General features: G+C 59.3%; 24 protein-coding genes. 17 read left to right on the top strand and 7 right to left on the bottom strand.

What is annotated here, in order from left to right:
* Window positions 1-256: 256 nt before the first annotated feature.
* A complete protein-coding gene (locus ACR3YK_RS06370; RefSeq protein WP_486174101.1) occupies window positions 257-928 on the bottom strand; it encodes a hypothetical protein in 672 nt (223 codons plus the stop codon).
* A gap of 448 nt (window positions 929-1,376) precedes the next feature.
* Here ACR3YK_RS06370 and ACR3YK_RS06375 point away from each other — a divergent pair, with 448 nt between their 5' ends.
* Window positions 1,377-1,775 (top strand): hypothetical protein, encoded by a 399-nt coding sequence (locus ACR3YK_RS06375; protein WP_486174102.1) that lies wholly within the window; start codon window positions 1,377-1,379, stop codon window positions 1,773-1,775.
* The gene (locus ACR3YK_RS06380) at window positions 1,772-2,317 is read left to right on the top strand and encodes an RNA polymerase sigma factor (RefSeq protein ID WP_486174103.1); all 546 of its coding nucleotides are present in this window, start codon (window positions 1,772-1,774) and stop codon (window positions 2,315-2,317) included. The genes ACR3YK_RS06375 and ACR3YK_RS06380 overlap by 4 nt, the downstream gene beginning before the upstream one ends.
* Window positions 2,318-2,378: 61 nt before the next feature.
* Here ACR3YK_RS06380 and ACR3YK_RS06385 read toward each other — a convergent pair whose 3' ends face one another.
* The gene (locus ACR3YK_RS06385; protein WP_486174104.1) at window positions 2,379-2,885 is read right to left on the bottom strand and encodes a GNAT family N-acetyltransferase; all 507 of its coding nucleotides are present in this window, start codon (window positions 2,883-2,885) and stop codon (window positions 2,379-2,381) included.
* Between the two features lie 76 nt (window positions 2,886-2,961).
* Window positions 2,962-3,822 carry an SDR family oxidoreductase gene (locus ACR3YK_RS06390; protein ID WP_486174105.1) on the bottom strand — a complete coding sequence of 287 codons (861 nt, stop codon included), beginning with the start codon at window positions 3,820-3,822 and terminating at the stop codon, window positions 2,962-2,964.
* A gap of 170 nt (window positions 3,823-3,992) precedes the next feature.
* On the opposite strand from ACR3YK_RS06390, the gene ACR3YK_RS06395 reads away from it, so the two are divergent.
* A complete protein-coding gene (locus ACR3YK_RS06395; protein WP_486174106.1) occupies window positions 3,993-4,442 on the top strand; it encodes a Fur family transcriptional regulator in 450 nt (149 codons plus the stop codon).
* A gap of 77 nt (window positions 4,443-4,519) precedes the next feature.
* Window positions 4,520-6,019: a catalase gene (locus ACR3YK_RS06400; RefSeq protein WP_100387984.1), complete on the top strand. Its 1,500-nt coding sequence runs from the start codon at window positions 4,520-4,522 to the stop codon at window positions 6,017-6,019.
* Window positions 6,020-6,139: 120 nt separating this feature from the next.
* Here ACR3YK_RS06400 and ACR3YK_RS06405 read toward each other — a convergent pair whose 3' ends face one another.
* Together ACR3YK_RS06405 and ACR3YK_RS06410 are read right to left on the bottom strand one after the other, a co-directional pair.
* The gene (locus ACR3YK_RS06405; protein ID WP_486174107.1) at window positions 6,140-6,880 is read right to left on the bottom strand and encodes a sulfite exporter TauE/SafE family protein; all 741 of its coding nucleotides are present in this window, start codon (window positions 6,878-6,880) and stop codon (window positions 6,140-6,142) included.
* A 25-nt stretch (window positions 6,881-6,905) separates the two neighbouring features.
* On the bottom strand, window positions 6,906-7,370 hold the full coding sequence (locus ACR3YK_RS06410; RefSeq protein WP_486174108.1) for a GNAT family N-acetyltransferase: 465 nt from the start codon (window positions 7,368-7,370) through the stop codon (window positions 6,906-6,908).
* 197 nt (window positions 7,371-7,567) lie between these two features.
* On the opposite strand from ACR3YK_RS06410, the gene ACR3YK_RS06415 reads away from it, so the two are divergent.
* The 9 genes from ACR3YK_RS06415 (at window position 7,568) to ACR3YK_RS06455 (ending at window position 16,543) form a co-directional block, all read left to right on the top strand.
* Window positions 7,568-7,909, top strand: coding sequence for a cupin domain-containing protein (locus ACR3YK_RS06415; protein WP_486174109.1), 342 nt, complete (start codon window positions 7,568-7,570; stop codon window positions 7,907-7,909).
* Window positions 7,910-7,952: 43 nt separating this feature from the next.
* Window positions 7,953-9,290 carry a flavin monoamine oxidase family protein gene (locus tag ACR3YK_RS06420; protein ID WP_486174110.1) on the top strand — a complete coding sequence of 446 codons (1,338 nt, stop codon included), beginning with the start codon at window positions 7,953-7,955 and terminating at the stop codon, window positions 9,288-9,290.
* A gap of 149 nt (window positions 9,291-9,439) precedes the next feature.
* On the top strand, window positions 9,440-10,900 hold the full coding sequence (locus tag ACR3YK_RS06425) for an APC family permease (RefSeq protein WP_486174111.1): 1,461 nt from the start codon (window positions 9,440-9,442) through the stop codon (window positions 10,898-10,900).
* Between the two features lie 294 nt (window positions 10,901-11,194).
* Window positions 11,195-11,803 carry a helix-turn-helix domain-containing protein gene (locus ACR3YK_RS06430; RefSeq protein ID WP_486176381.1) on the top strand — a complete coding sequence of 203 codons (609 nt, stop codon included), beginning with the start codon at window positions 11,195-11,197 and terminating at the stop codon, window positions 11,801-11,803.
* Between the two features lie 151 nt (window positions 11,804-11,954).
* Window positions 11,955-13,031 carry an aromatic ring-hydroxylating oxygenase subunit alpha gene (locus ACR3YK_RS06435; RefSeq protein WP_486174112.1) on the top strand — a complete coding sequence of 359 codons (1,077 nt, stop codon included), beginning with the start codon at window positions 11,955-11,957 and terminating at the stop codon, window positions 13,029-13,031.
* The gene (locus ACR3YK_RS06440; protein WP_486174113.1) at window positions 13,028-13,225 is read left to right on the top strand and encodes a ferredoxin; all 198 of its coding nucleotides are present in this window, start codon (window positions 13,028-13,030) and stop codon (window positions 13,223-13,225) included. The genes ACR3YK_RS06435 and ACR3YK_RS06440 overlap by 4 nt, the downstream gene beginning before the upstream one ends.
* On the top strand, window positions 13,222-14,448 hold the full coding sequence (locus tag ACR3YK_RS06445; protein ID WP_486174114.1) for an NAD(P)/FAD-dependent oxidoreductase: 1,227 nt from the start codon (window positions 13,222-13,224) through the stop codon (window positions 14,446-14,448). Before ACR3YK_RS06440 ends, ACR3YK_RS06445 begins: the two co-directional genes overlap by 4 nt.
* 32 nt (window positions 14,449-14,480) lie before the next feature.
* Window positions 14,481-15,896 (top strand): aldehyde dehydrogenase family protein, encoded by a 1,416-nt coding sequence (locus tag ACR3YK_RS06450; RefSeq protein ID WP_486174115.1) that lies wholly within the window; start codon window positions 14,481-14,483, stop codon window positions 15,894-15,896.
* A gap of 68 nt (window positions 15,897-15,964) precedes the next feature.
* Window positions 15,965-16,543 (top strand): TetR/AcrR family transcriptional regulator, encoded by a 579-nt coding sequence (locus ACR3YK_RS06455; protein WP_486174116.1) that lies wholly within the window; start codon window positions 15,965-15,967, stop codon window positions 16,541-16,543.
* Here ACR3YK_RS06455 and ACR3YK_RS06460 read toward each other — a convergent pair.
* Window positions 16,530-17,267 carry an IclR family transcriptional regulator gene (locus ACR3YK_RS06460; protein WP_486174117.1) on the bottom strand — a complete coding sequence of 246 codons (738 nt, stop codon included), beginning with the start codon at window positions 17,265-17,267 and terminating at the stop codon, window positions 16,530-16,532. The genes ACR3YK_RS06455 and ACR3YK_RS06460 overlap by 14 nt on opposite strands.
* A gap of 132 nt (window positions 17,268-17,399) precedes the next feature.
* Here ACR3YK_RS06460 and ACR3YK_RS06465 point away from each other — a divergent pair, with 132 nt between their 5' ends.
* The 4 genes from ACR3YK_RS06465 (at window position 17,400) to ACR3YK_RS06480 (ending at window position 23,496) form a co-directional block, all read left to right on the top strand.
* Window positions 17,400-19,283 carry an FAD-binding monooxygenase gene (locus tag ACR3YK_RS06465; RefSeq protein WP_486174118.1) on the top strand — a complete coding sequence of 628 codons (1,884 nt, stop codon included), beginning with the start codon at window positions 17,400-17,402 and terminating at the stop codon, window positions 19,281-19,283.
* Window positions 19,284-19,420: 137 nt separating this feature from the next.
* Window positions 19,421-20,917: a 5-carboxymethyl-2-hydroxymuconate semialdehyde dehydrogenase gene (gene hpaE, locus ACR3YK_RS06470; protein ID WP_486174119.1), complete on the top strand. Its 1,497-nt coding sequence runs from the start codon at window positions 19,421-19,423 to the stop codon at window positions 20,915-20,917.
* Window positions 20,918-20,941: 24 nt separating this feature from the next.
* Window positions 20,942-22,033 (top strand): 3,4-dihydroxyphenylacetate 2,3-dioxygenase, encoded by a 1,092-nt coding sequence (hpaD, locus tag ACR3YK_RS06475; RefSeq protein WP_486174120.1) that lies wholly within the window; start codon window positions 20,942-20,944, stop codon window positions 22,031-22,033.
* A complete protein-coding gene (locus ACR3YK_RS06480) occupies window positions 22,030-23,496 on the top strand; it encodes an NAD-dependent succinate-semialdehyde dehydrogenase (protein WP_486174121.1) in 1,467 nt (488 codons plus the stop codon). Before hpaD ends, ACR3YK_RS06480 begins: the two co-directional genes overlap by 4 nt.
* Window positions 23,497-23,560: 64 nt before the next feature.
* Here the strand turns inward: ACR3YK_RS06480 and ACR3YK_RS06485 are convergent, their stop codons facing one another.
* Window positions 23,561-24,943: a DUF2254 domain-containing protein gene (locus tag ACR3YK_RS06485; RefSeq protein WP_486174122.1), complete on the bottom strand. Its 1,383-nt coding sequence runs from the start codon at window positions 24,941-24,943 to the stop codon at window positions 23,561-23,563.
* Between the last annotated feature and the right edge of the window lie 94 nt (window positions 24,944-25,037).

Below are 25,037 nucleotides of genomic sequence, written 5' to 3' on the forward strand. Positions count from 1 at the left end.
TGGGTTCGCCGTGTGTGCTTATAAAGCGCGTGGCCAAAGTGGCGAGCGCGAGGTGATGCCGGCCATAAGGGAGTTTTTCGCGTTTGCTGCCGCTGCAGCGCCATATTTACGGTCACACTTGCTGGCAGCACGCATACCGGGTATTCTCGAAGGGAAGCAAGTCTTCGCTCTCCGAGTTTTCACTTCGACTGCGATGATGGCCCCCGATTTGATTGCTACGGCACCCGGGGGCTGCTTCTTTTAAACGGGGCTGCCATCATCCGACGTACGTGATTTTGTGCTTGAAGTTGGCGACGTAGTTGAATTCTGGTCCTCGGTACAGGTGATTCACGGCGAAGGAAGCCACGTCGGGAACCCATAAGAGGCTCTCGACCGTCGGTGACAGCGGCAAGACCTGCATGTTGCGATCAATTCGACCTGATGCGCGAGCCGCCTTGATAGTGGCTGCGTCGGCGTTCCTGTGCTTTTGATCTTTGCGCTGCTCCATTACAGCAAGTGCAACCTGATGACAGATTGCTCCCGCGCTGAGGGCAGCGAATAACTCGGTGAGGCAGTGTTTCCTGGCAAGTTCCCCATCACTGTCCACGACCTCGATTGGTCTTTTCACCGATATGACAATTCGTTCGTCATCTTTGCCCTCACCGATGTACCGGCAAAGCTCTTCTATGACAGGCCGTCGTGCCTCGTCGCGATGAGCGTCCGTGGTGTGCCAGTAAGCGCCACCCACTATTTTTTGAAGGTCTGACCGGATGAAATTGAGATCCGCACACGGAGCTATGTACGCAGTCACCACATAAAACGGAGTCTGAGCGAAACGGTTTGACGGCAGAAGATAACTCTCGTCTATGTAGGCGACGTGCGGGAGCTTGTTGGCGGCGTAAGCGCGCTCGAGCAAGCTTCTGGCAACGGCGGTTGACGCGAGAGACATTCTGACATTCTCTCACTGGCGCTGTCGAGTCACGGTCAAAACTCGAGTTCGCATGAGTATCCGCACGTGCGCGTCTTTGTGGAGCCACTTGAAAGCCGGGAAAGCGGACCGTCAGAGCAGAAAGCGGCTCAAAGTCCAGGGAAGGAGTTCGAGGTGTCCGCGACCGGGGTTACTGTCTGTCTGACCCAATTGTGGGGTCGGATGGACAAAACGGGCGCCCGCGGTCATGTACTGAGTGAATGTAATCATCGGAGGGCACGCCATGGACAACGCTGAACTCGAACTCTTGCTTCGCAATACGGCACCCCAGCCGCCGCTACCCACAGGGCTGGCCAGGCATCGTGAGCGAATCCTCGCCGAACCAATACCCCGCCGCGCACGACGTTTGCGGGCATGGACTGCCGGGGTCGTAGCTGCGGGGTTGCTTCTCGGCGGAGGGACAGCGGCGATGGCTGCCGGCGGCATGGAAACACCCTGGGGCTGGGTCGCAGACAATGTCTTCTCTGTTTCTAATGGTGACGAGAACTGCTTCGCCGGCTTCACCGTCAGCTTCTCAGATGGAGTGAACGAGAACTCAGAAATCGCACAGGAAACGCGTGCGTTTGTGGGCGCGCTCGATCTGGAAACGTTGGACACGGCGCAAATGGAAGCCGAGATCCGCGAGTCGAATCGCACCGCTCAAGATGAAAATGGCGACACGGTTCCGATCTCTCGCAGTGATGCTGAGGTCAAACAGATTGCTGTGTGGCGGGTGGCCTCGAACTTGACGTGGGAGCACTTAGAAGCAAAAGGGTATGACCCCAATCTCGTGGGCTTTGATATGGCCGCGGAAGGGTGCGGCTTGTGAGCGCCATTGACGAACAGGCGCGATTCGCGGCTGTAATCAGGGACAACGAAGGCGACTTATATCGCTACTTCTTGCGCAGGATCTCGAACCCTGCTGATGCCGCCGAAGCATACGGCGCGTTGCTCATCACAGCATGGAAACTCCATCGCAAAATGCCTGCAGGAGAGACTGACGCACGCATGTGGCTCTTCGGAGTCGCTCACAATGTGTTGCGAAGCACCAGCCGCAGCTCCGCACGTCACTCCGCCGCGGTGCGAAGGTTTGCCGACGAACTGCGAACCACCCCGCCGCCGCCGGCTGAGGACAAGGGTGCTGAGCTGCGCGATGCAATCGCATCACTGTCCGCTGCTGACGCAGAGTTAGTCCGGCTGATCTACTGGGATGGCTTCAAATCACACGAGGCAGCAGCAATCCTCGGAGTTAAACCTTCAACCCTGAGATCCAGAATGACAAGCATCAAGGTGCAGCTGCGAACGCTGCTGTCGCCGGTGCCGACTCAGCCAACGAACCCTGCGCACACTCCGTGTCTATCAGCGCGATAGCTCGCGAATAGGAATCAGGCGGGTCTCTGATCGGATCGCACAGGGTTCGTTAGGGGATCGGCTAACGGGATGGTCGTTCGTTCACATCGAAGGCCAGGTGAATTCGGTCGCCGTACTTGATCGCTCGCTTCTGTTCGTCAGCAAACAGATCGTGGAGAAAGTCAGTATCGGGGTCGCACGCGACAAAACCACAATTCGAATAAAAAGGCGCGTTCCACGGGATGGTTACGTAGGTTTTGAGCGTGATGCGTGCGCAACCGCGCTGGCTCGACTCAACCTTGACCGCTTCCACAAGCGCACGCCCAAGGCCCCGGCGCATCATCGTCGGCCGGACCGACAGTTGTTCCAGATGATCACCGCCAGGGATTCCGAGGACATCGGCGAATCCGAGAGGCTCCGAATCACACTTGTCGCTCACTACGAGAATGTAGCCAGACTGCGGCCAGCTTCGGGTCGAACGTTTGCTGACATCCGCATAAATTTCGAGCCGTCGCTTCAACGCTAGACACCGATGACTTCGCTCCGAGCCGTGCGGGAGGGCTAATGCGACCGGGAGAGCAATCTCCAATTGCCGGTGCCGCGGACCTGGACGATCGATCTGCCGCGTTTCTCTCGGTGAGCTTGTTCTTCTGTCGGGGCCGAGGTTAGTCGCTAGCCGCGGAAGTTTTCACGCCAGCGAAGTAGTCGTCCCAGGATTGGTGGGGGCGTCCGACTACGGCGCCGAAATCGCTCTCGGTGTCGTACGCGCCTTCGCGGATGCCCTGATAGATGCCCGCGATGATTGGCCCAAAGAAGTCGCCGAGCGCGGCGGACCTGTCGGCGACGTACTCTGCATCGCTGATCGGGCGGTAGGCAATCTCTGTACCCACAGCCTCACCGATGCGCTCTGCCAGTTCGTACTGGCTGAGTGTTGAGCCGCTGAGGTTAACTGTGCGTCCGTCGTGTCGGTCGGTGGTGAGCAGCGCAGCGTAAGCCTCGGCCAGTTCGGGGCGTGTGGTGTACGCGCAGCGTCCGTCTCCGGCGCTGTTGACTATTTCGCCTTCTAGCGCATAGGTCGCGGCATACTCGACGTCAGGTTCAATATAGATTCCGTTGCGGCCGATGGACCATTGCAGTCCACTGGCCTTGATCAAATCTTCGGTTTCGATGCTCACCTGCACGACAGGGGAGAAGGGCGTGCCTGATTCCGGACCTTGGATGCCCGTGAAAACGATCTTGCGCACGCCGCTCGCGACAGCCGCCTCGATGACGTTTCGGTGCTGCTCGATTCGCTCGGAAGGGGCGCTGATACCGGAGACGAGAAGCACAGTATCGACGCCTCGAAGAGACTCCGTCAGTTGATCGCGGTTGTCGTAGTCGCCGGGACGCACCTCGACCCCCAAGTGTTCAGCCTTCTCTGGCGTCCGAGCGAGGGCAACGATATCGTTTGGTCCGATTTTCGCGATGAGAGCTGAGGTGACAGCAGACCCGAGCTGGCCGCTCGCTGTGGTTATTGCAATGGTCAAGGCGACTCCCCGGTGGTGAACGCTGGGTCGTCCGACCCAGACCTAGATATTTTACCGCCGGAGCATCCGCTACTTAGTCGCAGCGCTCTCTCGTGCGATGCCGCCCAATACTCGACGCCTTCACCACAAGTTATCTTGAGTTATTCAAAACAACTGGTACCGTCGTAGGTATGGAAACAGTGACGGATGCGGCGCTCGCCGACACTCTGCGAGAGGCCGGTCTGAAAGTGACCGAGCCCCGCGTCGCTGTGCTGAGCGCCCTCACCGACATCCCGCACTCCGATGCCGACACGATCTTCGGGGCTGTACTGCCGAGTTTGCCCGGCACCTCCCTCCAAGCCGTGTACGGAGTGCTGGCGGCGCTGACGACGGCGGGCTTGCTGCGCAAGATCGAACCGGCAGGGTCATCCGCTCTCTATGAACGCCGCATTGGCGACAACCACCACCACCTCGTGTGCACCGAATGCGCTGCCGTGCGTGACGTGGACTGTGTTGTTGGTCAGGCGCCGTGCCTCACGCCATCCGAAGCCGGTGGCTTCACCGTGCACACCGCCGAAGTGAACTTTTGGGGAGTATGCCCCGATTGCCAGAGCGCTCTCAACCAAAAGAGCGCAGACTGAACAACAGAGACAGAGCTGTCTACGCTGTCGCCCAATCTTCAATTCGCCAATAATCCCACCCACACAAAGGAGACATCGTGACCAAACCCACGACTACCCAGGCCGGCGCACCCATTGCGAGCGACGAACATTCGCTCACCACGGGTCCTGATGGCGTAACCGCACTCCACGACCGTTTTCTGGTCGAGAAGCTCGCCTCGTTTAACCGTGAGCGTGTGCCGGAGCGCAACCCTCACGCCAAGGGTGGTGGAGCATTCGGAGAGTTCGTCGTCACTGAAGACGTATCGCAGTTCACGAAGGCCGCCGTCTTCCAAAAGGGTGCCAAGAGCGAAACGATTCTGCGCTTCTCGTCCGTAGCCGGTGAACAGGGTTCGCCTGACACCTGGCGCGACGTTCGTGGATTCGCACTGCGTTTCTACACGACCGAGGGCAACTACGACATCGTCGGAAACAACACTCCCGTGTTCTTCCTCCGCGACGCCATGAAGTTCCCCGACTTCATCCACTCGCAGAAGCGAATGGGCGACTCCGGCCTGCGCAACGGCGACATGCAGTGGGACTTCTGGACCCTCTCGCCCGAAAGCGCCCACCAGGTCACGTACCTCATGGGTGACCGCGGCCTCAGCAAGTCCTGGCGTCACCTCAACGGCTACGGATCGCACACCTACCAGTGGATCAACGCTGCCGGTGAGCGCTTCTGGGTTCAGTACCACTTCCACTCCCGCCAGGGCGTGGAGCTAATGGAAGCCGCCGAAGCTGAGCGCATCGCCGGAGAAGACGCCGACTACTACCGTCGCGACCTCTTCGAAGCCATCGCCAAGGGCGACTACCCCTCGTGGGATGTCTCGGTGCAGATCATGCCCTACGACGACGCGAAGACGTACCGCTTCAACCCCTTCGACATGACCAAGGTCTGGTCGCACAAGGACTACCCGCTGATTCCGGTTGGTCACTTCACGCTCAACCGCAACCCGGAGAGCTTCTTCGCGCAGATCGAGCAGTCAGCGTTCTCGCCGTCGAACATGGTTCCCGGTACCGACATCAGCCCCGACAAGATGCTGATGGCGCGTGTGTTCTCCTACCCGGATGCCCAGCGCAACCGAATCGGAGCCAACTACAACCAGCTCCCCGTCAACCAGCCTCACGCCTCCGAAGCGCGCAACTACCAGCACGAAGGCGCCATGAACTACAAGATCGGCGACGCAGCTGACCGCGTCTACACGCCGAACTCGTTCGGTGGACCGGCAGCTCAGCCCGAGCTTGCTGGCGAAGGCGGTTGGGCAAGCGACGGCGAACTCATGCGCAGCGCCCAGACCCTGCACTCAGAAGACGACGACTTCGGCCAGGCCGGAACGCTCTACCGCGACGTCTTCTCCGACGAGTCGAAGGCACGCTTCATCGAAACCCTCACCGGACAGGGCCGTGGCATCACGATCCCCGAAATCCTCGAGCGTTTCTACTGGTACTGGGGCAGCGTGGATGCCGAACTCGGTGCCACCCTGCGCAAGACCGTTCCCGGCAATGGCGACACCGCCAACGAAGAAGCTGACCCCGTAGGAGTCGGCCCCGCCGAGTAACACTGAGTCGAAACGGCAGCGCTAACGCGAAGTCGAACACCGGATGCCCGGTCCCGAACGTTGGGGCCGGGCATTCGTGCGTTAAAGAAGGCGGCGGGCCAAACCGCAAGCGCCCGGGCGTTAGCTCGCGAGAGCGAGAGCGCCGTCGATGATCGCGACGGTTCCTCCGAGGTAGGCCACGATGATCACCGCAATGCGAGCTGCTCGATGGCTGATGTGACGAGTGAGCACTTCACCCAACGCGAGCCCCACAAGCAGCGACCCGACAACGAGGGCCCAGCTGGCGACATCCAGATCAGGCAGTACGCCGCCCGAGAAGAGAGCTTTGGTAGCGAGCGACGCCAGGCCCACGATCACAAAATACGGCTGCAGAGTGGCCGCGAAATTCACTTGCGGCCAGCGCATCAGCACCGCATAAATGCTGAGGGCCGGGCCGCCGACTCCCGCCGCCGTGTTCATGAAACCGGATGCCGCCCCCGCGACGATTGCTGCTGGGCGGGCCGGAACGATGTGTTCCGCGCGCGTAATGAGCAGGGTCGCGGTGAGGGCAACGATCACGAGCACGCCGATGCCGAGTTGCATGACAGCACCCGGAAGGCGAGTGACAAGGAGCGAGCCTGGGATGATGGCCGCCACCGCGGGGATCGCCAGCCATGCCAGAGTACGCCACTCAATATGACGCCAGACCCGCGGGATGATGAGCAGCGACGAGACGACGCCGCAGAGGTTCACGACCAGCACACCATCGAAGGGGCCGAGCAAAATCACGATCAGCGGAGACGCGACGAGCGCAAAGCCCATGCCGGTGATGCGTTGAGAGAGTGCTCCTATAACAACGGCGAGAGCGACAAGAGCGAGCACCGCCCTAGCCTATGCCGATGGTCAGCTACAGGTTTTTCGCGTAGCAGACGCTGAGCGGTTCGCCCACATAGTCGCCAAAGTTCTCAATGCGCGAGTATCCCTCGCGCTCGTAGAACCGCATCGCGTCAGGCTGGGCTGTTCCTGTTTCCAGTGCCAACGTTGTTGCCGATTGTGCGCGAGCCCATTCCTCTAAGCCTTTGAGTACCGCGACCGCGATTCCGGTGCCGCGCTGCGCTGGAGTGACGTACATCCGCTTCACCTCGAAGATCTCGTCGCTAAGCTGACGAAGCCCGCCGCACCCCGCGGGAACCCCATCGACGTAGGCGATGAGGAACACGACAACCGAATCAGCATTGGGCTTAACGCCGGGTTCGCTGTCTTCCGTACCGTACCGTGCGGTGAGCTCAGCGCGCTGCGCTGACCGCAGCATCACCGAGTCTGCATGCTCGAAGGGAACGCTACGGAGTTCAAGTTCGTAAGTGTCTTCCACGTCAGAATCCTAGTCTGCGTGTTGTCGTGAACGCGCCGAGAGCTTTCGGGGGCTCGCGCGTGTATGGCGGGATACACGTGCGCAGTGACTCAGCACCCGCAGATTCTTGGAAGCGCACGTGAGTGCAAATAATGCTTGCGCCTAAACTAAGCATCTGCTTAAATTGGGCGCATTGCAGTGCACTCAAAGGAGAGACAGTGTCAGAAACGCAGTTCATTACTCACAGCACTATCGCGCGTGCTGAGGCAGGCCCCTTCGAAGTGGGTCACGTGCAGTGGCTGAGAGAAGGCGGCGCGGGAAGCCGGCCGGAACTGAGCGCGGGCTACTGGTTCGTCACCCCCGAAGAAGCCCCGGAGCCAATGCAGATCGTAAGTGCCGCCGACGAAACGATCTACATCGTCGAAGGACGTATTCGTATCCGCCCGGCCGAGGGAGACGCTTTCGAGCTCACCGCGGGAGGATCCGCTTCGCTCAACAAGTCCACCGTTGCCGAGTGGACGGTGCTCGAGCCCACGGTGGAATTCTTCGTCTACAGCTAGAACCTGACCCGGGCGAGAAACAACAACACGAAATGGAAATTCAATGACGAATACATTCGACACCATTGTTGTCGGAGCAGGCTTCGCCGGGCTCACAGCGGCACGAGAGCTGACGCAGGCGGGACAGAAAGTCGCGGTCCTCGAAGCACGGGACAGACTCGGTGGCCGTACATGGCTCGCCGAGCGCATGGGGCTCGAACTGGAGCTGGGCGGAACATGGGTTCACTGGGTTCAGCCACACGTGTGGGCTGAAATGACGCGTTACGGCATCGGTACCGTGCCTAGTCCAGAACCTGAGCAGGCATTCTGGTGGAACGGCACTCACGTGGAGTCATGCGCTCCCGAGCGGCTCCTTGAGATGCTCGACTCACCCAATTCTCTTCTCACGGCTCGGTCACGCGAAGTCTTTCCTGATCCTTATCGACCGCTCGACTCGACGGAGGTCGCGGCCATCGATGGGCTGACGGTTGCCGAACAAATCGACTCCCTCGACATCAGTGATGAAGAGCGTGTGCTTCTTCGGTCATTCTGGACGTTGAACTTTAACGGCAAGATTAGCGACGCCGCCTTTACGCAAGCCCTGCGTTGGGTCGCGCTGACCAACGGTGATTGGAAGGTCAACTTCGAAGCGTGCGCCACCTACAAGATTGCAGGCGGAACGAAAGCATTGGCCGCAGCACTTCGTAGCGACACCACCGCAACGTTTGAGTTTGGTGCTGACGTTCGCGAGATCCGCTCGACTGGCACTCTCTCTACTGTCGTGACAGCCAGCGGCAAGGAGTACGTTGCGCAGAATGTAGTTCTCGCGATCCCTCTGCAGTCGCTCGCCAGAGTGCAGTGTTCGCCCGCTCTTGCACCGGAAGTGATCGATGCAGCAGAGAAAGGCCAGGTTGGGCTCGGCACAAAAGTCTGGTTCACCATCGAAGGAGAACGGCCTCCCTTCGTTGCGTTCGGCGACCCAGAGTGGCCCCTCAACTTCTTCCAAGCGGAATACGTTCACGACGGTAAGACATACATCATTGGGTTCGGTTCAGACGCTCACGCCATTGACCCCGAAGACCCTCGTGCGATTGAGAAAGTGCTCGAGCAGCTCATTCCGGGCGTGAAGGTCGTTGAAAGTGCCGGTCATAACTGGGTGACCGACGAACTCGCGCAAGAAACCTGGCCCATGCATAGACCAGGGTTCCTCTCTGAATCGTTGCGCTCACTTCAATCCCCTCACGGAAACATTCATATCGCAGGCGCGGATGTAGCCAATGGATGGGGAGGCTTTATCGATGGAGCGATCGAAAGCGGGTTAACGGTCGCCAGCCGTATCTTGCGGGGCAAGCCCAACCCTCCTCCTGCCCACCCTCAAGGTTTGCGACTCGTCGAATCCTGACGCGGTCGTGCAAGTAGTGAACGCGCGCGGTCAAATCTGCAGCACGTCACGCAAGAAGAATGACACAACACCCGTCAATCGTTACGGATTGCGGGACCTGCTTAATTACCCACAGAACACCCTCAGCCAAAGATGTCCGGAGGCCCGAAATGTCAACATCACCTGTGACGCAGTCGTCACACGAATCTGAACACAAGCTCAAGAAAACACTCACGTGGAAAGATGGCTTTGCGCTATCTCTCGTGATCCCCAACGGTCTGTTCGTTACTTTCGGCTTTCTCATCGGGGCCGTCGGTGCGTGGACTGCAATCGCAATCTGGGTTGCAGCCACGATCGTGTCGATGCTGCAGAACGCCATTCTGGGGGAGCTCGCCGCGATGTTCCCCGGCAAGTCGGGCGGTGTCGCCCGCTACGCAATTGAAGGTTGGAAGAAGTACTTCATCCCGATTGGCGCCGTAGCCTCCTTCGGATACTGGATGGGATGGTCACTTTCTCTCTCGGTAACGGCCGTAGGACTCGGCTATTTGCTTCAGACTTCCTTCGTGCCGGCAGCGACTGCGAGCGTCGGCTTTGCAGGAAATGATCTTGGGCTTGCCCACGTGATCGCGATCGCAGCGATCGTCGTGGCTTGGTTGCTCAATCGCCGCGGCGTGAAGCTCGGCGCAACGATCAACAAGTGGCTGGGTGTGTTTGTCATCATCGGCCTCATGATCGTTGCCTTCGGCCCTTACGTGGTCGACGGTGGAATCTGGGACGCTTCACGGCTTACGTGGCACGTTGAAGGCGACTGGATGACCGTTGTTGTTGTCTACTACGCGACAGCCTGGGTGACGTACGGAACAGAGATCTGTGCTTCCTTCGCTCCCGAATACAAAGACACTCCTCGGGATACGTCTAAGGCGCTTTTGAGCTCATCGGCCTTCATGCTTGCCCTGTTCACGTTGGTTCCGCTAGGAGTCATCGGCTCGATTGGTGAGGAAGCAGTGAGCGCCAACCCCGTGGGCTACATCGGCACGTCTTTCGAAACCCTGCTGGGATCCGGCGCCTGGATCGGTGTCGTAATCGTCGCTGCGAACATGTTCATCGCCATGATGTCGGGTACGGCAGACGGTGCACGTGCTCTCTACGGTCTGGCGCAAGAAGGGTTCACGCTCCGTCAGCTCGACAGCATCAACAAGTACGGTGTTCCCGGTCGAGGCTTGGCGCTGGACGCGATCGTCAACATTGTGATCTTGATCCTGCTTGCAAACCCAGTAAGCATCTTGCTCGCTAGCAACCTTGGTTACCTCACCTCGATCACGCTGGGAGTCGCAGCCTTTCTGCTCCTTCGCAAGGACCGCCCCGAGTGGCCGCGTCCGATTCGGCGGTCAGCGATCTGGATCCCAATTGCGTGGTTTATCGTGCTTCTCAACGCGTTCGTCATCTCGATTGGAGTTGCGCGACCCGACCTTGCTGGCTACGGCAGTCATGTACAGACGATCATCGGGCTCTCCATCCTTGCGCTGTCGGTGGTGCTCTACATCTACCGGCAGGTCGTTCAGGATCGTAAGAAGTTGGTCTGGCGCGACCGAAGCGAGCAGATCCCTAACCCCGCAGACTTCGCGGAATAGGGTCGCGTAACCGTCACTGTGTCAATGGAAACTGCAAGCAGCACTGGCGTGTCCCTCGATGTCCCTCAGGGCGTCGAGGGACACGCTGTGCTTGTGCGAATTAGCCGCGAGTGCGACCTAAGTGAGCTCTCGTGGCCTCGCGCTAATAGCTTGTGCGTTGTGCTGGCTCTCGAAGGGGAGTGCGACGTTCAGTTGGCACAGTCTGAGTTGCGGCTGGAAGCAGAAAGATTTGTGCTGCTGGATGCTCGAAACACCCCGCGTTTGAGGCCCGCAGAAGCTAGTCATGTGGTCGCGATGACATTTCCGGAATCCTCGCTCGGGGTGGCAAAAGAGCTTGTGCGGGCGACCTGCGGGGTTTCGTTGGCGACGAACGACAGCGTCAGGGAGGTATTCGTTTCCCTCGCCCGCTCCATCAGCACGAACAGCAGTCTTCGAGCTGGCCAGGTGAACCTGCACCTCGCCGATGCTCTCATTGCCCTATTGGCTGCCTGTCTTCTGGAGTCGCCAGGCGCTCAGATTCAAAGCCCTGACCGGCACGCCAGCCTATTGTTGGCCGTGCGGCGCACTATAGAACGTCGGCTGCAAGATCCTGGACTGCGTATCGCGGAGGTCGCGAGTGCGCATCACATTTCTGTAAGTACGTTGCAGAAGCTCTTTGCTGCTCAGGGGGAGAGTGTCACAGGGTGGATTCGCGAGCGAAGACTAGAGCGTTGCCGCCGTGACTTTGCTAATCCGGAGCTTGCGAATCTCTCGGTATCGACGATCGCGAGTCGCTGGGGTTTCACTAACGCGGCTCACTTCTCGCGCACGTTCTCGAAGAGCTTTGGGATGACGCCTCGCGAGTATCGGGCTGTCTCGCGACGAGAGAACGCCAATGTTTTTGTCGGCGAGGGGGCGTTGTGAGCAAGTGTGAGTGTCGCATCAAGTTCGGTATGCGATCAGGCAAGAGCCCCGCCACTGAGCGTTCGAAGATGAGGGCAGCGGCGAATTGGCCGTGTGTGATCGAAAGGAATGACCGATGACATCGACGTCGTCAGACAGTGTGAGGGCCTCTATGGAGAACGGGTGGCAGTTGCCGGCCTATCTCTATTCGGACCCAGAGATCTTCGAACTCGAGAAGAAGGAGATCTTTGCTAAAGGGTGGGTCTTCGTCGCGATGATGGAGAAGTTGTCCGAAACGGGAAGCTACGTCACCGCGACGCTGGGCGACGTGCCCGTTGTCATTACTCGAGATGCGCAGGGCGAGCTGCATGGACTGGTGAATGCGTGTCTACACCGACTCCACCCGGTTGCGTCGGGGGACGGCTGTTCTCGCATCCTCCAGTGCAAGTATCACGGTTGGACCTATGGTCTGGACGGTCAGCTCAAGACCGCTCCTCGATCTCAGGCCGACCCCGATTTCGATCGTAAGAGCATGGCTCTTCCCACAGTCCGGGTGGAGTCGTTCGGCGACTTCGTTTTCGCGAACGCGTCTGAGGATGCTCCGGGCCTGTTGGAGTACCTAGAGCGAGCTCCCGAGCTGGTCGAGAAGCTGCAGCTCGGATTTAGCGGGTGGGACCATGCAGGGCACTTCAGCTACGACGTGGACGCGAACTGGAAGTTGTTCATGGAGAACTCGCTGGAGTGCTACCACTGTGACCTTGTTCATCACGACACATTTGGCCGAGCGATCGCAACGGACCCCGACAACTACATTTGTGACAACTACGAGAACGTTCTGACGCAGGTCGCGCCGATTCAGCATGCGCCGCTCGCTGAGCAACGAGATTCGAGTGAGCTCGACGATTTTCGACTGCTGTATGTGTGGCCTTCGACGGCGTTCTCTGTAGACGAATATGCGGGAGCGATTACCAGGTTGGTTCCGCTCGGACCGAAATCGTGCCGGTTCATCGTAGACGTCTATGCGCGGCCCGGCGTTGACCCTGAGGTTATGCAGTCATGGCTCGAAATGTACGACTCCACTTTCAACGAAGACAAAGTCGTTGTGGCTGCGCAGCAAGCTGGATATGACTCCGGGAGGGTGCCGCAAGGAAGACTGCTGGCCCAGAACGAATCGTCAATTGCAATGTTTCAGAAACGCACGTGGCAGGCTCTCGAGCCGAAACTGACCGGTGAAGGAGTCTCACAGTGAAGATTATCGCTGACACAACGCTGTGCCAGGGTTACGCAAACTGCATGGTTGCTGCACCCGACATTTTCGACATCGATGATGAGGGAAAAGTTGTCGTTCTCGAAGAGACCCCCGCGGCATCAGATCAGGACCTCGCCGCCGATGCGGTCTCTTCGTGCCCAGTGCGCGCTCTTCGTGTTGAGAGCGCCTCATGAGTCCGGGGCTCGTCGTCGTCGGGGGAGGCATCGCTGCGATTCGCACTATCGAAAGTGCTCGCGCAGCAGGGTACAGCGGTCCGGTCACCCTGATTGGGATGGAAAGCCATCGCCCCTATGAACGTCCGCCATTGTCGAAACAGGTACTCACGGGGAACTTCGATGAGAGAGTACTTTTTCCTCGCAATGGGGATGAACTCGCAGAGTTGCGCACTGACTTTCGCCTCGGTGTTGAGGCGGTCAAGCTTGACGTTTCTCGACGAGTAGTTCATCTGAGTGACGGATCACAGGTGGAGTACGAGACCTTAGTGATCGCGACGGGGGCTCGAGCTCGCCCACTTCCGTTTGAAGTACCTCCCGGCGTGCATGTGGTTCGAACGCTCGACGACTGCCGCGCGATCTCTGAAGCTCTCGCGTCGCATCCCCGTGTCGCCATCATTGGCGCGGGTTTCGTGGGGCTCGAAGTTGCGGCAACTGCCCGCGGTATGGGGTCAGAAGTCACGTTGATCGAGGCAGGCCGCGTACCGCTAGTGCGTGCGCTCGGTCCGGTCATGGGCGCTAACTGTGCCGCGCTTCATGAACGAAACGGTGTGAAGGTTCGCACTCACGGGCGTGTGCTCGGGTTCACTTCCGGCGAGAGCGTCAGCGGGGTCATTCTCGAAGACGAGACAATTCCTGCAGAGCTTGTCGTTGTTGGAATCGGGGCGATGCCCAACCAAGAGTGGCTAGAAGGTAGCGGTCTAGCGCTCGGCGACGGCGTACAGTGTGCCTCGAATGGTCAAGCCGATTCAGCGGGCTCGGTTTATTGCGTAGGCGATGTGGCCGCGTGGTGGTCGGAAGAGCACGGTTCGCACGTGAGGCAAGAGCACTGGAGCTCAGCGGTTGAACAGGCGAAGTACGTCGGGGCCGCGATTGCCGGGGCGGCATTGCCGCCCTACGAGTATCAGCCGTACTTCTGGTCCGACCAGTTCGGGATCAAGATCCAGATGCTGGGGGTGGCTGAGCCCACCGACACCCTCTCGGTGCTCGCAGGGTCTGTCGCGCACGGAAAATTCTTGGCTGTTTACTCTCGCGGGCAGCAAGTCACCGCCTTGTTGTCATTCGGACTCGTTCGAGAACTTGTGCGTGCTCGCCCCCTTTTCGATCGAGGCGCTCCGCTGTCGGAGTTCCTGACGTTGAGAGATCAGTTCGCTGGCTCGAATCTCACCGCTTCAACCGTCTAAACCCCGAAATAAAATCCTCAAAGGAGAGAACGATGTACGACTATCAGAGCCTGCTCGCCACCATTTCACCGAAGGATGGTGCAGAAAGCAGGGAAGTTTTTGACCCTGCGACGGGTGAACTCATCGGAAAAGTCGCAGTGCAAGATGTTGCGGACCTCAACGCGGCTATCGATCGCGCAGAAGCAGCCCAGGCTGCGTGGGCCGCGCGGGACGATTCCGAACGCAGTGCCTTGCTTCATCAAGCTGCGGACGCTATTGAAGCGTCAGCCGAAGCGCTGGCGGAGCTGCTTTCCCGAGAACAGGGGAAGCCGCTGAACGGTCCGAACGCACGATTCGAAGTAGGCGGCTGCGTGGCCTGGACGCGAGTTCCCGCTGATACGCCATTGCCTCATGAAGTCTTGATCGATGACGAGTCGGGTTATGCAGAGATGCACTATCGGCCGATTGGCGTAGTCGGCGCGATTTCGCCCTGGAACTGGCCAATGATGATCTCCATCTGGCAGATCGTTCCAGCGCTACGTATGGGCAACACCGTGGTGATCAAACCTGCGGATACGACCGCATTGTCAGTCTTGGCCCTCGTCACAGTGATGAACGAGGTTCTGCCAGAAGGCGTGCTGAATATTGTTACGGGCCCTGGGCGCACTGTTGGCGATGCCCTCACGCGTAGTCCCAAGGTCGGCAAGTTGATGTTTACCGGATCCACTCCGGTGGGTAAGGGCATCATCGAGGCAAGCGCCGCCAACGTAACTCGCCTTACGCTGGAACTCGGGGGAAATGACGCCGGCATCGTGCTTCCGGATGTCGACCCTGCGGCAATTGCTGAAGATCTGTTCTGGGGCGCCTTCATCAACACCGGGCAAACCTGTGCTGCCCTCAAGCGTCTGTATGTTCACGACTCGATCTACGACTCGGTAGTTGAGCACCTGGCGGAGTTCGCCAAGACGGTTCCGATGGGTGTTGGGCTTGATGAATCGAGCCTCTTGGGTCCCCTTCAAAACCGCGGTCAGTTCGCGGAAGTGGACCGATTGGTGGAGTCGGCGAAGGCATCCGGCGCGCGCATTGTTATTGGCGGCAACCCTGACCGGGACGCCGTGGGAAACTTCTACCCGACCACGATCGTCGCTGACATCGCGAATGACCAAGACCTGGTTGTCGAAGAGCAGTTCGGGCCGGCTCTCCCGGTAATCCGGTACTCAGATCTTGACGCGGTAATTGACGAGGCAAACGCGCTCGAGGTTGGTTTGGGGGCGTCCGTGTGGTCGGCCGATAGGGCGAAGGCCCAGCAGATCGCCGCGCGTCTGGAAGCTGGAACTGTCTGGATCAACTCGCACGGCGGACTTCACCCCATGGTGCCCTTTGGCGGAGTCAAGCACTCCGGCTACGGTCGCGAGTTTGGGGTTGAAGGTCTGAAAGCTGTATCGCAGGCACAAGTAATCAGCGGTTAGAGCGGCAGCCCTCAACTGCGCGGTCAATGTCGCGCAGTTGAGGGCTGAACGGTAGGTACAGTTGCTGTATGGCTCGAAATATTCGGTACGGCGAGGGGCGCGATCTTCTTGTTTCTTCAGCGATCCACGTCGTTGCAGACAAGGGACTGCGAGGCTTCACATTTCGTGCCGTGGCCGAGCACGCTGGCGTCAACAATTCCCTGGTTGCTCATCACTTTGGCAACCGCGAAACCTTGCTGTCGTCGGCGTTGGAGTGGGCTGTCGAACGGTCGATCGACACGACACTGCTGATCGACTTTTCGTCGGAACAGCGTTTTACAGATGCCTTCGTTCGCACCGTCACGGCGAATCCCGAGCTGCAAATCTTCCAGTACGAGATGATTCTCGAAGCGCGCAGAAACGAGCGCTTTCGCGGCCCAGTGCAACATCTCTACGAGCGATATTTTGAAGTAACCCGCGATAGCCTCGCCGGCTTGGGTGTCGTCGACGATGTCGACGCTACAGCGCGCCACGTCTTTGCGGCTCTCGATGGGCTCGTTCTGCAATCTCTCGCGGGCGTTGGCGAAGTGTCGTTGCGCGGAGGGGTGCATCAGTTGTGGGCGTCAATAGGCCGTGCGCTGCCGGCCGAAAGCGCTATGCGGGACTAGGCGAGGTCACATCTCCGTCGAGCGCTGCTAGCACTCGTTCGGCGGCGTGGATGAGGCGTCGTGCAATGACAGAGGAATCATTGTCGCTAGTCAGATAGACAGCGGCTAACGTCGCGGGCGCTTTGCCGCGCACCTGCAGGGGGACAGCGATCGAGTGCAGGTTCGGGATGACCTCGTTGTGAGTCTCAGCCCAGCCCATCGTTGTCGCTAGCTCCACGGCAGTGTGGAGTTCGGGCGTTGTGTTGTGAGGCCATTGGGGGTGGGGAAGCTGCATGAGTAATGCTCTGCCGGGGGCTCCTATCGTGACCGGGTGTCGAGTTCCTGGTCGTTGAGCAACCGTTGCGACTGTGTGGCGCGGTTCTACGCTCGCGAGCGTTACACACTCGTCGTGGTCGAAAGTGGCAAGAAAGCACGTGATGCCGAGGTCGTTTGCTGCTGACGTGAGCTCGGGAAGTGCAGCGGAATAGAGGTCGCGAGCTACGCCGGTTGCCAGCGCTGCAAGGCCCGCGCCGAGCCGGAGGGTTCCATCTGTTCCCCGTTCAACGAGGCGATGCAGTTCGAGCGTTCGAATCAAGCGGTAGGTGACCGAGCGGTGCAGCGATAGCCGCGTCGCGACCTCATCGATTGAATGCGATTGAGTGCTGTCGGCCAACAGCTCAAGGATGCTGATTCCGCGGCTCAGCGTTTGAGACGGGGGAACTTCGGGCAGCTTCGTCTGTGACATGGGAAGGCTCCATTGCAATTGAACGGGCTGAGGGCTACTATCGCATTCAATAGTAGAACGTTGTGTTCTATAAAAGAATACACGCTGTGACAGAAAAGTCCAGAGCGTCAACGACGACACGTGAGGATCATCATGCAGTTCCACCATTTCGGCTACGTATCCGGGGACCCGCGAGTGCAGCCTGCGTCTCAAATCCAGCGCCCGACCACACTGCCGGACGAGGTCGACGTGCTGATCGTCGGCGCTGGGCCTGCTGGCATGATCCTTGCCGCGCAACTCGCGCAGTTCCCAGAGATTAACGCCAGAATCATTGAACGGCGACCTGGTCGACTGGCCATCGGGCAGGCAGACGGGATTCAGGCTCGAAGCGTAGAGACCTTCCAGGCTTTCGGCTTTGCGGGGCGAATTACGGATGAGGCCTACCGCATTACTGAAATGAGTTTCTGGGGCCCCGACTCGCAAGACCCCTCTCGAATCGTGCGCACTGACCGTGCCGAGGATGACGCGTCAGGAATCAGCGAGTTTCCGCACTTGATCGTGAACCAAGCGCGAGTTCTCGACTACTTTTCCGAAGCGATGCACAATGCGCCGTCGCGCATGACCACTGATTACGGCTTCGAGTTTGTCGACCTTGAAGTGGCGGACGAGGGAGAGTTTCCTGTCGCCGTCACGGTGCAGGATGAGCAGGGCAACACGCGCGTCGTGCAGGCGAAGTACGTAGTGGGTTGTGATGGCGCTAGAAGTAAAGTGCGCCAATCTATCGGGGTGGAGCTCGAGGGAGCATCCGCAGCACACGCGTGGGCCGTTATGGACACTCTCGCGGTGACGGACTTCCCCGATATTCGCACCAAGTGCGCCATCCAGTCGCAAGCGGGAAGCATTCTGCTGATCCCGCGTGAGGGCGGGCACCTCTTTCGCTTGTACGTTGATCTCGGCGAGGTCGCGGAGGGGGACAATGGCGCCGTGCGTCAGACGACTGTTGAGACGGCCATCGAGCGCGCGAACGCGATTTTGCATCCGTACACGTTGGACGTGAAAGAAGTGGCCTGGTCCAGCGTTTACGAGGTTGGTCATCGTCTAACGAACAAGTTCGATAACGTACCCGTCGACCAGACCCTCGGGTCCCCGAGGGTCTTCATTGCTGGAGATGCTTGCCATACCCACAGTGCCAAAGCTGGCCAAGGGATGAACGTCTCGATGCAAGACGGTTTCAATTTGGGCTGGAAGCTTGCCCACGTTCTTCTCGGAAGAAGCCCGGAACGCATTCTGGAGACGTACTCGGGGGAGCGCCAAGTCATTGCCCAGAACTTGATCGATTTCGATCGCGAGTGGTCGAGTCTCATGGCCAAAAAGCCTGAGGAGTTTGAAACTCCTCAGGCTTTGGGGGAGTTCTATGTGCGAACGGCGGAGTTCCCGGCGGGATTCATGACTCAATACTCTTCGTCGATGATCACGGGGGACACAACGCATCAGGGGCTCGCCTCAGGTTTCCCGATCGGTAAGAGATTCAAGTCTGTGCCCGTGGTCCGCGTCGCTGATGGGGTGCCTATCCATCTCGGTCACCACCATCGGGCGGATGGTCGTTGGAGGATATACGCGTTCCCGGCCGCACACGACCTTGAACGAGGAGCAGCGAGCGTCTTCGAAAAGTGGGCGGAGTGGTTAGCGTCATCTCCTGAATCTCCGGTAGTGAAATACACTCCGTCGGGCGCTGACATCGACTCGGTGTTTGACGCAAAGGTTGTGTTTCCGGGTCACCACCACGACGTCGATATCTCAGCGGTCCACCCCATCTTTTTGCCGCGGGGTGGTCCCTTTGAATTGATTGACTACGAGAAGGTGTATGCCTGCGATGGCGAGGACCTCAACCGTTCACGGGGTCTTGATGCCAGCGAAGGGTGTGTTGTTGTGGTCCGACCGGACCAGTATGTGGCCCATGTCGTGCCGTTCAGCGGTACCGAGCAGCTCGTTAATTTCTTTGCGGGGAACATGCTTGCGCAACCGTTCGACGACTAACTGACGTCCTGTTTTCACAAACCCTTGGAAACGTGTACTAAATCGTATACGATCTGAATATAGCCCTCCAGCGTAGGTCGGGTCAGCCAACGGCTCTCTCGCCCTTCTCGTGACTTCGTATTAGGAAGAGAGTGACAATGGCATCGCAGCACATCCCCGAGGGACTTCCCCAGAAGATCCAGCACTACATCAACGGCGAGTTTGTCGACAGCGTTTCGGGCGAAACGTTCGATGTACTCAACCCTGTAACGAACGACACGTATGTCACCGCGGCAGCGGGCCAGCGGGAAGATATCGATCTAGCTGTTGCCGCAGCCCGGAAAGCCTTTGACGATGGTCCGTGGCCCCGGATGCTCCCGAGGGCTCGGTCGCGAGTCCTCAACAAGATCGCAGACATCGTCGAGTCGCGCGATGCCACCCTCGCCGAATGGGAGTCTTTCGATTCGGGGCTGCCCATTACTCAAGCGCTCGGGCAAGCTCAGCGTGCCGCCGAGAATTTCCGTTTCTTCGCAGATCTGATCGTGGCCCAGGCAGATGACACCTACAAGGTCCCTGGGCGTCAGATGAACTACGTGAACCGAAAGCCTAAAGGGGTCGCCGGACTGATCACGCCGTGGAATACCCCGTTCATGTTGGAGAGCTGGAAGCTTGCGCCAGCGCTCGCTTCGGGGTGCACGGTCGTTCTCAAGCCAGCAGAGTTCACGCCCCTTTCGGCAAGCTTGTGGGCTGACATCTTCCGCGAGGCGGGAGTTCCCGATGGCGTATTCAACCTCGTGAACGGTCTCGGTGAGCAAGCCGGCGACGCTCTCGTTAAGCACCTCGATGTCCAGCTCATTTCGTTTACAGGCGAAAGCACCACGGGGCAAACGATCTTCGCCAACTGTGCGCCCACTCTGAAGGGCATGTCGATGGAACTCGGCGGCAAGTCGCCAGCTGTCATTTTTGCTGACGCAGACCTTGACGCCGCCCTCGATTCCACCCTGTTCGGAGTTTTCTCGCTGAACGGCGAACGATGCACCGCAGGATCGCGCATCCTCGTCGAGCGTTCTGTCTATGACGACTTCGTTGCGCGTTTCGCAGCACGGGCGAAGAGCATCGTCGTTGGTGACCCACATGATCCAAAGACTGAAGTCGGGGCGTTGGTTCACCCGGAACACTTTGACAAGGTAATGAGCTACGTCGAGCTCGGTAAGAGCGAAGGGCGCCTTGTCGCAGGAGGCGGTCGCCCCGAGGGGCTTCCGACTGGAAACTACGTTGCGCCGACCGTCTTCGCGGATGTGAAACCAGAGGCACGAATCTTCCAGGAGGAGATCTTTGGCCCGGTGGTTGCCATCACACCCTTTGACACGGATGACGAGGCGCTTGAACTGGCCAATGGCGTCAAGTACGGTCTCGCTGCTTACATCTGGACGTCGAACCTAGAGCGGGGGCACCTCTTCGCACAAGCAGTTGACTCGGGCATGGTGTGGCTCAACTCGCACAACGTTCGCGACCTTCGCACTCCCTTCGGCGGAGTCAAGGCTTCCGGTCTTGGCCATGAGGGCGGCTATCGCTCTCTCGATTTCTATTCCGATCAGCAAGCCGTTCACATCACTCTCGGCGAAGTGCACACAGCACGCTTCGGCGCTCACTAACACTCCACCTCACTAGGACACCTCATGACTACACACAACAGCAACGCCGCTATGATTCCCACGCCCACTGCTACACCGCCGGACATCCTGCGTTGTGCTTACATGGAGCTCATCGTCACGGACCTCGCGGCGTCGCGAGAGTTCTACGTGGACATTCTCGGTCTCGCCGTCACGGAAGAAGACGAGAACGCGATCTACCTGCGTAGCTTCGAAGAGTTCATTCACCACAACCTGGTTCTGCGTAAGGGACCTGTCGCGGCAGTGGCGGCATTCTCCTACCGCGTGCGCACGCCGGAAGATGTTGACCTCGCTGAGGCCTACTACAAGGAACTCGGATGTCGCACCGAGCGCCGTCGTGACGGGTTCGTCAACGGCATCGGTGACTCCGTTCGCGTTACAGACCCTCTGGGCTTCCCCTACGAGTTCTTCTACTCCGTTGAGCACGTCGAGCGGCTGGCCTGGCGCTACGAACTGTACGGACCCGGTGCGTTGGTGCGTCTCGACCACTTCAACCAGGTCACTCCTGACGTTCCTCGCGGACGCAAGTACATGGAAGACCTCGGCTTCCGGGTAACGGAAGACATTCAGGATGAAGACGGCGTCACCTACGCCGCGTGGATGCGTCGCAAAGACACCGTTCACGACACCGCCCTGACCGGTGGCGATGGACCGCGCATGCACCACGTTGCCTTCGCGACTCACGAGAAGCACAACATCCTTTACATTTGCGACAAACTCGGGGCGCTGCGCAAGAGCGACGTCATCGAACGCGGTCCCGGCCGTCACGGTGTCTCGAACGCGTTCTACCTCTACATCACCGACCCTGATGGTCACCGTGTGGAGATTTACACTCAGGACTACTACACGGGTGACCCAGACAACCCTGTCGTCACGTGGGATGTTCACGACAACCAGCGTCGCGACTGGTGGGGAAACCCGGTTGTGCCGAGCTGGTACACCGAGGCTTCTCCCGTGCTCGACCTTGACGGAAATGTGCAGCCCATCATCGCTCGCACCGATGCTAGCGAAATGGCTGTCACGGTGGGTGCGGATGGCTTCTCCTACACGCGCAAAGATGACCGTGACCAGGGCTTCAAGCTCGGTACTTCGCTGTGACAACCGAAGCAGAGTTACTCGCGAGCGTTCCGCATCAACTCTTCATTGGCGGTCAGTGGGTCGATTCTCATTCGAAGAAGACCCTTGACGTCAATGACCCGTCCACGGGCAAGGTCATCGCGACCATTGCGGACGCGGACGTTGTTGACAGCGCGAACGCCATGGATGCTGCCACTGCTGCTCAGGAATCCTGGGCGGCGACGGCGCCGCGCGTGCGTAGCAACATCTTGCGGGGTGCATTCGATCTGCTCAATGAGCGCAAGGAAGATGCTGCGCTGTTGATGACGCTCGAAATGGGTAAGCCGCTTGCGGAAGCTCGAGGCGAGGTCGCTTACGGCGGCGAGTTCTTGCGCTGGTTCTCTGAAGAGGCTGTGCGTATTTTTGGCCGCTATGGCAGCAACCCTGAAGGAACCGGTCGTATGACGGTCACGCAGCGCCCGGTGGGGCCTGCGTTCATGATTACGCCGTGGAACTTCCCCCTGGCCATGGCTACGCGCAAACTTGCTCCGGCGATTGCTGCCGGTTGTGTCTCGATCATTAAGCCCGCAGCTTTGACCCCACTCTCCACGCTCTTCTTGGTGAAGTTGCTTGAAGAGGCGGGACTTCCTGCTGGCGTAGTGAACGTGCTGACGACTCAATCGAGTGCTGCGGTGTCTGCCACGATCATTTCTGATCCCCGACTGCGCAAGCTCAGCTTCACTGGCTCGACGCCGGTGGGAGTTCAGCTCATCAAGCAGGCGGCAGATAACGTGCTCAACACGTCGATGGAGCTGGGCGGAAACGCTCCGTTCATCGTCTTCGAAGACGCTGATCTCGATCTCGCGATCGAGGGCGCAATGCAGGCCAAGTTCCGCAACATTGGCCAGGCGTGCACTGCCGCTAACCGCTTCATCGTTCACGAGTCTGTTGCTGAGGAGTTCGGTACCCGCCTGGCTGAGCGTGTCGCAGCGCTCACGGTTGGTCGAGGAACGGAAGATGGTGTCGCGATAGGGCCACTCATCGACAACAAGGCGGTCAACAAGGTTGCGCAGCTCGTTGATGACGCTGTTACGCGAGGCGCTGACCTGCTCGCGGGGGGCTCGGCTTTGGGCGGTGCCGGCTCGTTCTTCCAACCCACTGTTCTCGACAACGTTCAGTCGGGGAGCGAGATTCTCCGCGAGGAGATCTTCGGCCCGGTCGTGGCAATTACGCGATTCTCGGATGAGGGTCAGGCCGTTGCCGAAGCGAATTCGACCGAGTACGGGTTGGTTGGCTACGCGTTCACTCAGAACTTGGCCCGCGGGCAGCGCCTCATTGACTCGCTAGAGACCGGAATGCTCGGTCTCAACACGGGGGTAGTTTCCAACGCCGCCGCACCATTCGGTGGCGTCAAGCAGTCGGGTCTCGGCCGCGAGGGTGGTATCGAAGGCATCCACGAGTACCTCGAAACGAAGTACACGCTGTCACCTAACCTGCCGCTTTAAGTGTCGCGGTGGCGGGAGCGAACACAGGCGCTCCTGCCATCGCTGACGTCTGGACTGAGGTCTCCTAGAGCCAGCGGTGCTCTGTGGTCGCCACGCGGGCAGCTTCGGCGAAGCGCGCGAACCGTTCGCGCTCCACAGCGTCATACGTTTCGGCGGCAACGGATGCTTCGAGCCGGTCGATCTGCTCCGCCACCGCTTCGGACTGCTCGGTGCGTTGCGCCCGGTAGCCCACCTCTTGCAGCAGTTGGAACAAACGCTCAACCACTCCGGGATCGCTCGCGCCATAGCGGCGCGGCTGAGTGAGGGCGATATCGAGCAGGTTGATGAAGTTGTGCGGCTTGATGATCACGCGCACGATGTCGTCGTCATCGGTGAGGCCGCGCGACTGAATCTCCAGGTCGGCGATCGAGCACAGCGTCGCCGAAATGTGCCCGAGCGTGTGTACGGCCGTCGTCGGGTCGTTGACTCCGGGGGAGAGGGCGCGCGCCGTGATGTCGACGAGTTGCCGGATGCCAAAACCGATATCTTGGCTGGCCGTGCGCTCGTAAGCGAGGCTGACGGCACCAACCAAAGCGCTGGTGATGGTGGCGCGTTCTTCGTCATCCACATGGCGCATCGGATCACGCGGCCACCAGCGCAGCACCGGGGTGCCACTGACCACGTGATGACCAACGGTGTGTTCTTCGCGCGCCACGATGTCGTATTTGATCGCGATCGTGAGCAGCCGCGAACGGTCGCTTGACCGAATAAACCCCGAGCGCTTCGCAAGGCTTAGCTCAATGCGTTCGGCGGGCGGCCACTCGGGCAGTTCCGTTTCGCCGGTGGCCATGGTGGATGCCACGAGCTCGATGGTCTTGCCGGTTTCGAGGTAGACCTGCCGCATCGTCGTCTCAATGCGCAGCTGCCGCGCGAGGTGCGCCAGGAACAGCGTGAGCATGACAACACTCGCCAAGGTCGCCAGCGACGCCAAGGTCACCGCCAGGCGCGGAACGATCGGCTCGATGCTTTCGTCACCGTCTTGAACCGTGCGTAGCACGGTGAGCGCATAGGCAAAAGTGCCAACGAACACGGCGAGCGTCCAGTGCACTGTTTGATCTTTGAGGAAGGTTCGCAGCACTCGGGGTGATGCTTGGCTGCTGGCCAACTGCAATGCAACGACCGTGAGCGAGAAGGTGAGTGAAGTCGCGGTGATGAGCGAGCCCGCGATTGCAGAAAGAACAGCGCGGGCACTTTCGGGCCCACCAGCGAACAGAATGCGCTCGAATAGCGCGGGAAGGGAATCATCGACGGCACGGTCGACAAGGGGCAAGACGATACCCAGAATGACAGCGAGAATGATGGCGATCGTGGGAAGTGGCCACAGCTCAGCCGCGATGCCCTCGCGCATGGTCGCGATCCACCGGCGCAGGGAATTTCGACGCGCACTCTGTGTTGCTAGCTCGCTCATCACATCCCTCTCGAATCGCCCTAGTCAATCACGTCAGGCTTTGTTGTGGTGCCTACCCCTAGGGTGGAACAACGCGAACGAAAGGAAACTACTC

Source organism: Salinibacterium sp. 10G20-15 (assembly GCF_057365065.1).

What these genes read in the sequence shown, in the direction of transcription:
- ACR3YK_RS06455 (WP_486174116.1), top strand. Translation starts at nt 15,965, where the DNA reads ATGGCTCGAAATATTCGGTACGGCGAGGGGCGCGATCTTCTTGTTTCT.
- ACR3YK_RS06460 (WP_486174117.1), bottom strand. Translation starts at nt 17,267, where the DNA reads ATGTCACAGACGAAGCTGCCCGAAGTTCCCCCGTCTCAAACGCTGAGC.
- ACR3YK_RS06420 (WP_486174110.1), top strand. Translation starts at nt 7,953, where the DNA reads ATGACGAATACATTCGACACCATTGTTGTCGGAGCAGGCTTCGCCGGG.
- ACR3YK_RS06445 (WP_486174114.1), top strand. Translation starts at nt 13,222, where the DNA reads ATGAGTCCGGGGCTCGTCGTCGTCGGGGGAGGCATCGCTGCGATTCGC.
- ACR3YK_RS06450 (WP_486174115.1), top strand. Translation starts at nt 14,481, where the DNA reads ATGTACGACTATCAGAGCCTGCTCGCCACCATTTCACCGAAGGATGGT.
- ACR3YK_RS06435 (WP_486174112.1), top strand. Translation starts at nt 11,955, where the DNA reads ATGGAGAACGGGTGGCAGTTGCCGGCCTATCTCTATTCGGACCCAGAG.
- ACR3YK_RS06375 (WP_486174102.1), top strand. Translation starts at nt 1,377, where the DNA reads ATGGCTGCCGGCGGCATGGAAACACCCTGGGGCTGGGTCGCAGACAAT.
- ACR3YK_RS06395 (WP_486174106.1), top strand. Translation starts at nt 3,993, where the DNA reads ATGGAAACAGTGACGGATGCGGCGCTCGCCGACACTCTGCGAGAGGCC.
- ACR3YK_RS06485 (WP_486174122.1), bottom strand. Translation starts at nt 24,943, where the DNA reads ATGAGCGAGCTAGCAACACAGAGTGCGCGTCGAAATTCCCTGCGCCGG.
- hpaD (WP_486174120.1), top strand. Translation starts at nt 20,942, where the DNA reads ATGACTACACACAACAGCAACGCCGCTATGATTCCCACGCCCACTGCT.
- ACR3YK_RS06370 (WP_486174101.1), bottom strand. Translation starts at nt 928, where the DNA reads ATGTCTCTCGCGTCAACCGCCGTTGCCAGAAGCTTGCTCGAGCGCGCT.
- ACR3YK_RS06465 (WP_486174118.1), top strand. Translation starts at nt 17,400, where the DNA reads ATGCAGTTCCACCATTTCGGCTACGTATCCGGGGACCCGCGAGTGCAG.
- ACR3YK_RS06430 (WP_486176381.1), top strand. Translation starts at nt 11,195, where the DNA reads ATGACATTTCCGGAATCCTCGCTCGGGGTGGCAAAAGAGCTTGTGCGG.
- ACR3YK_RS06425 (WP_486174111.1), top strand. Translation starts at nt 9,440, where the DNA reads ATGTCAACATCACCTGTGACGCAGTCGTCACACGAATCTGAACACAAG.
- hpaE (WP_486174119.1), top strand. Translation starts at nt 19,421, where the DNA reads ATGGCATCGCAGCACATCCCCGAGGGACTTCCCCAGAAGATCCAGCAC.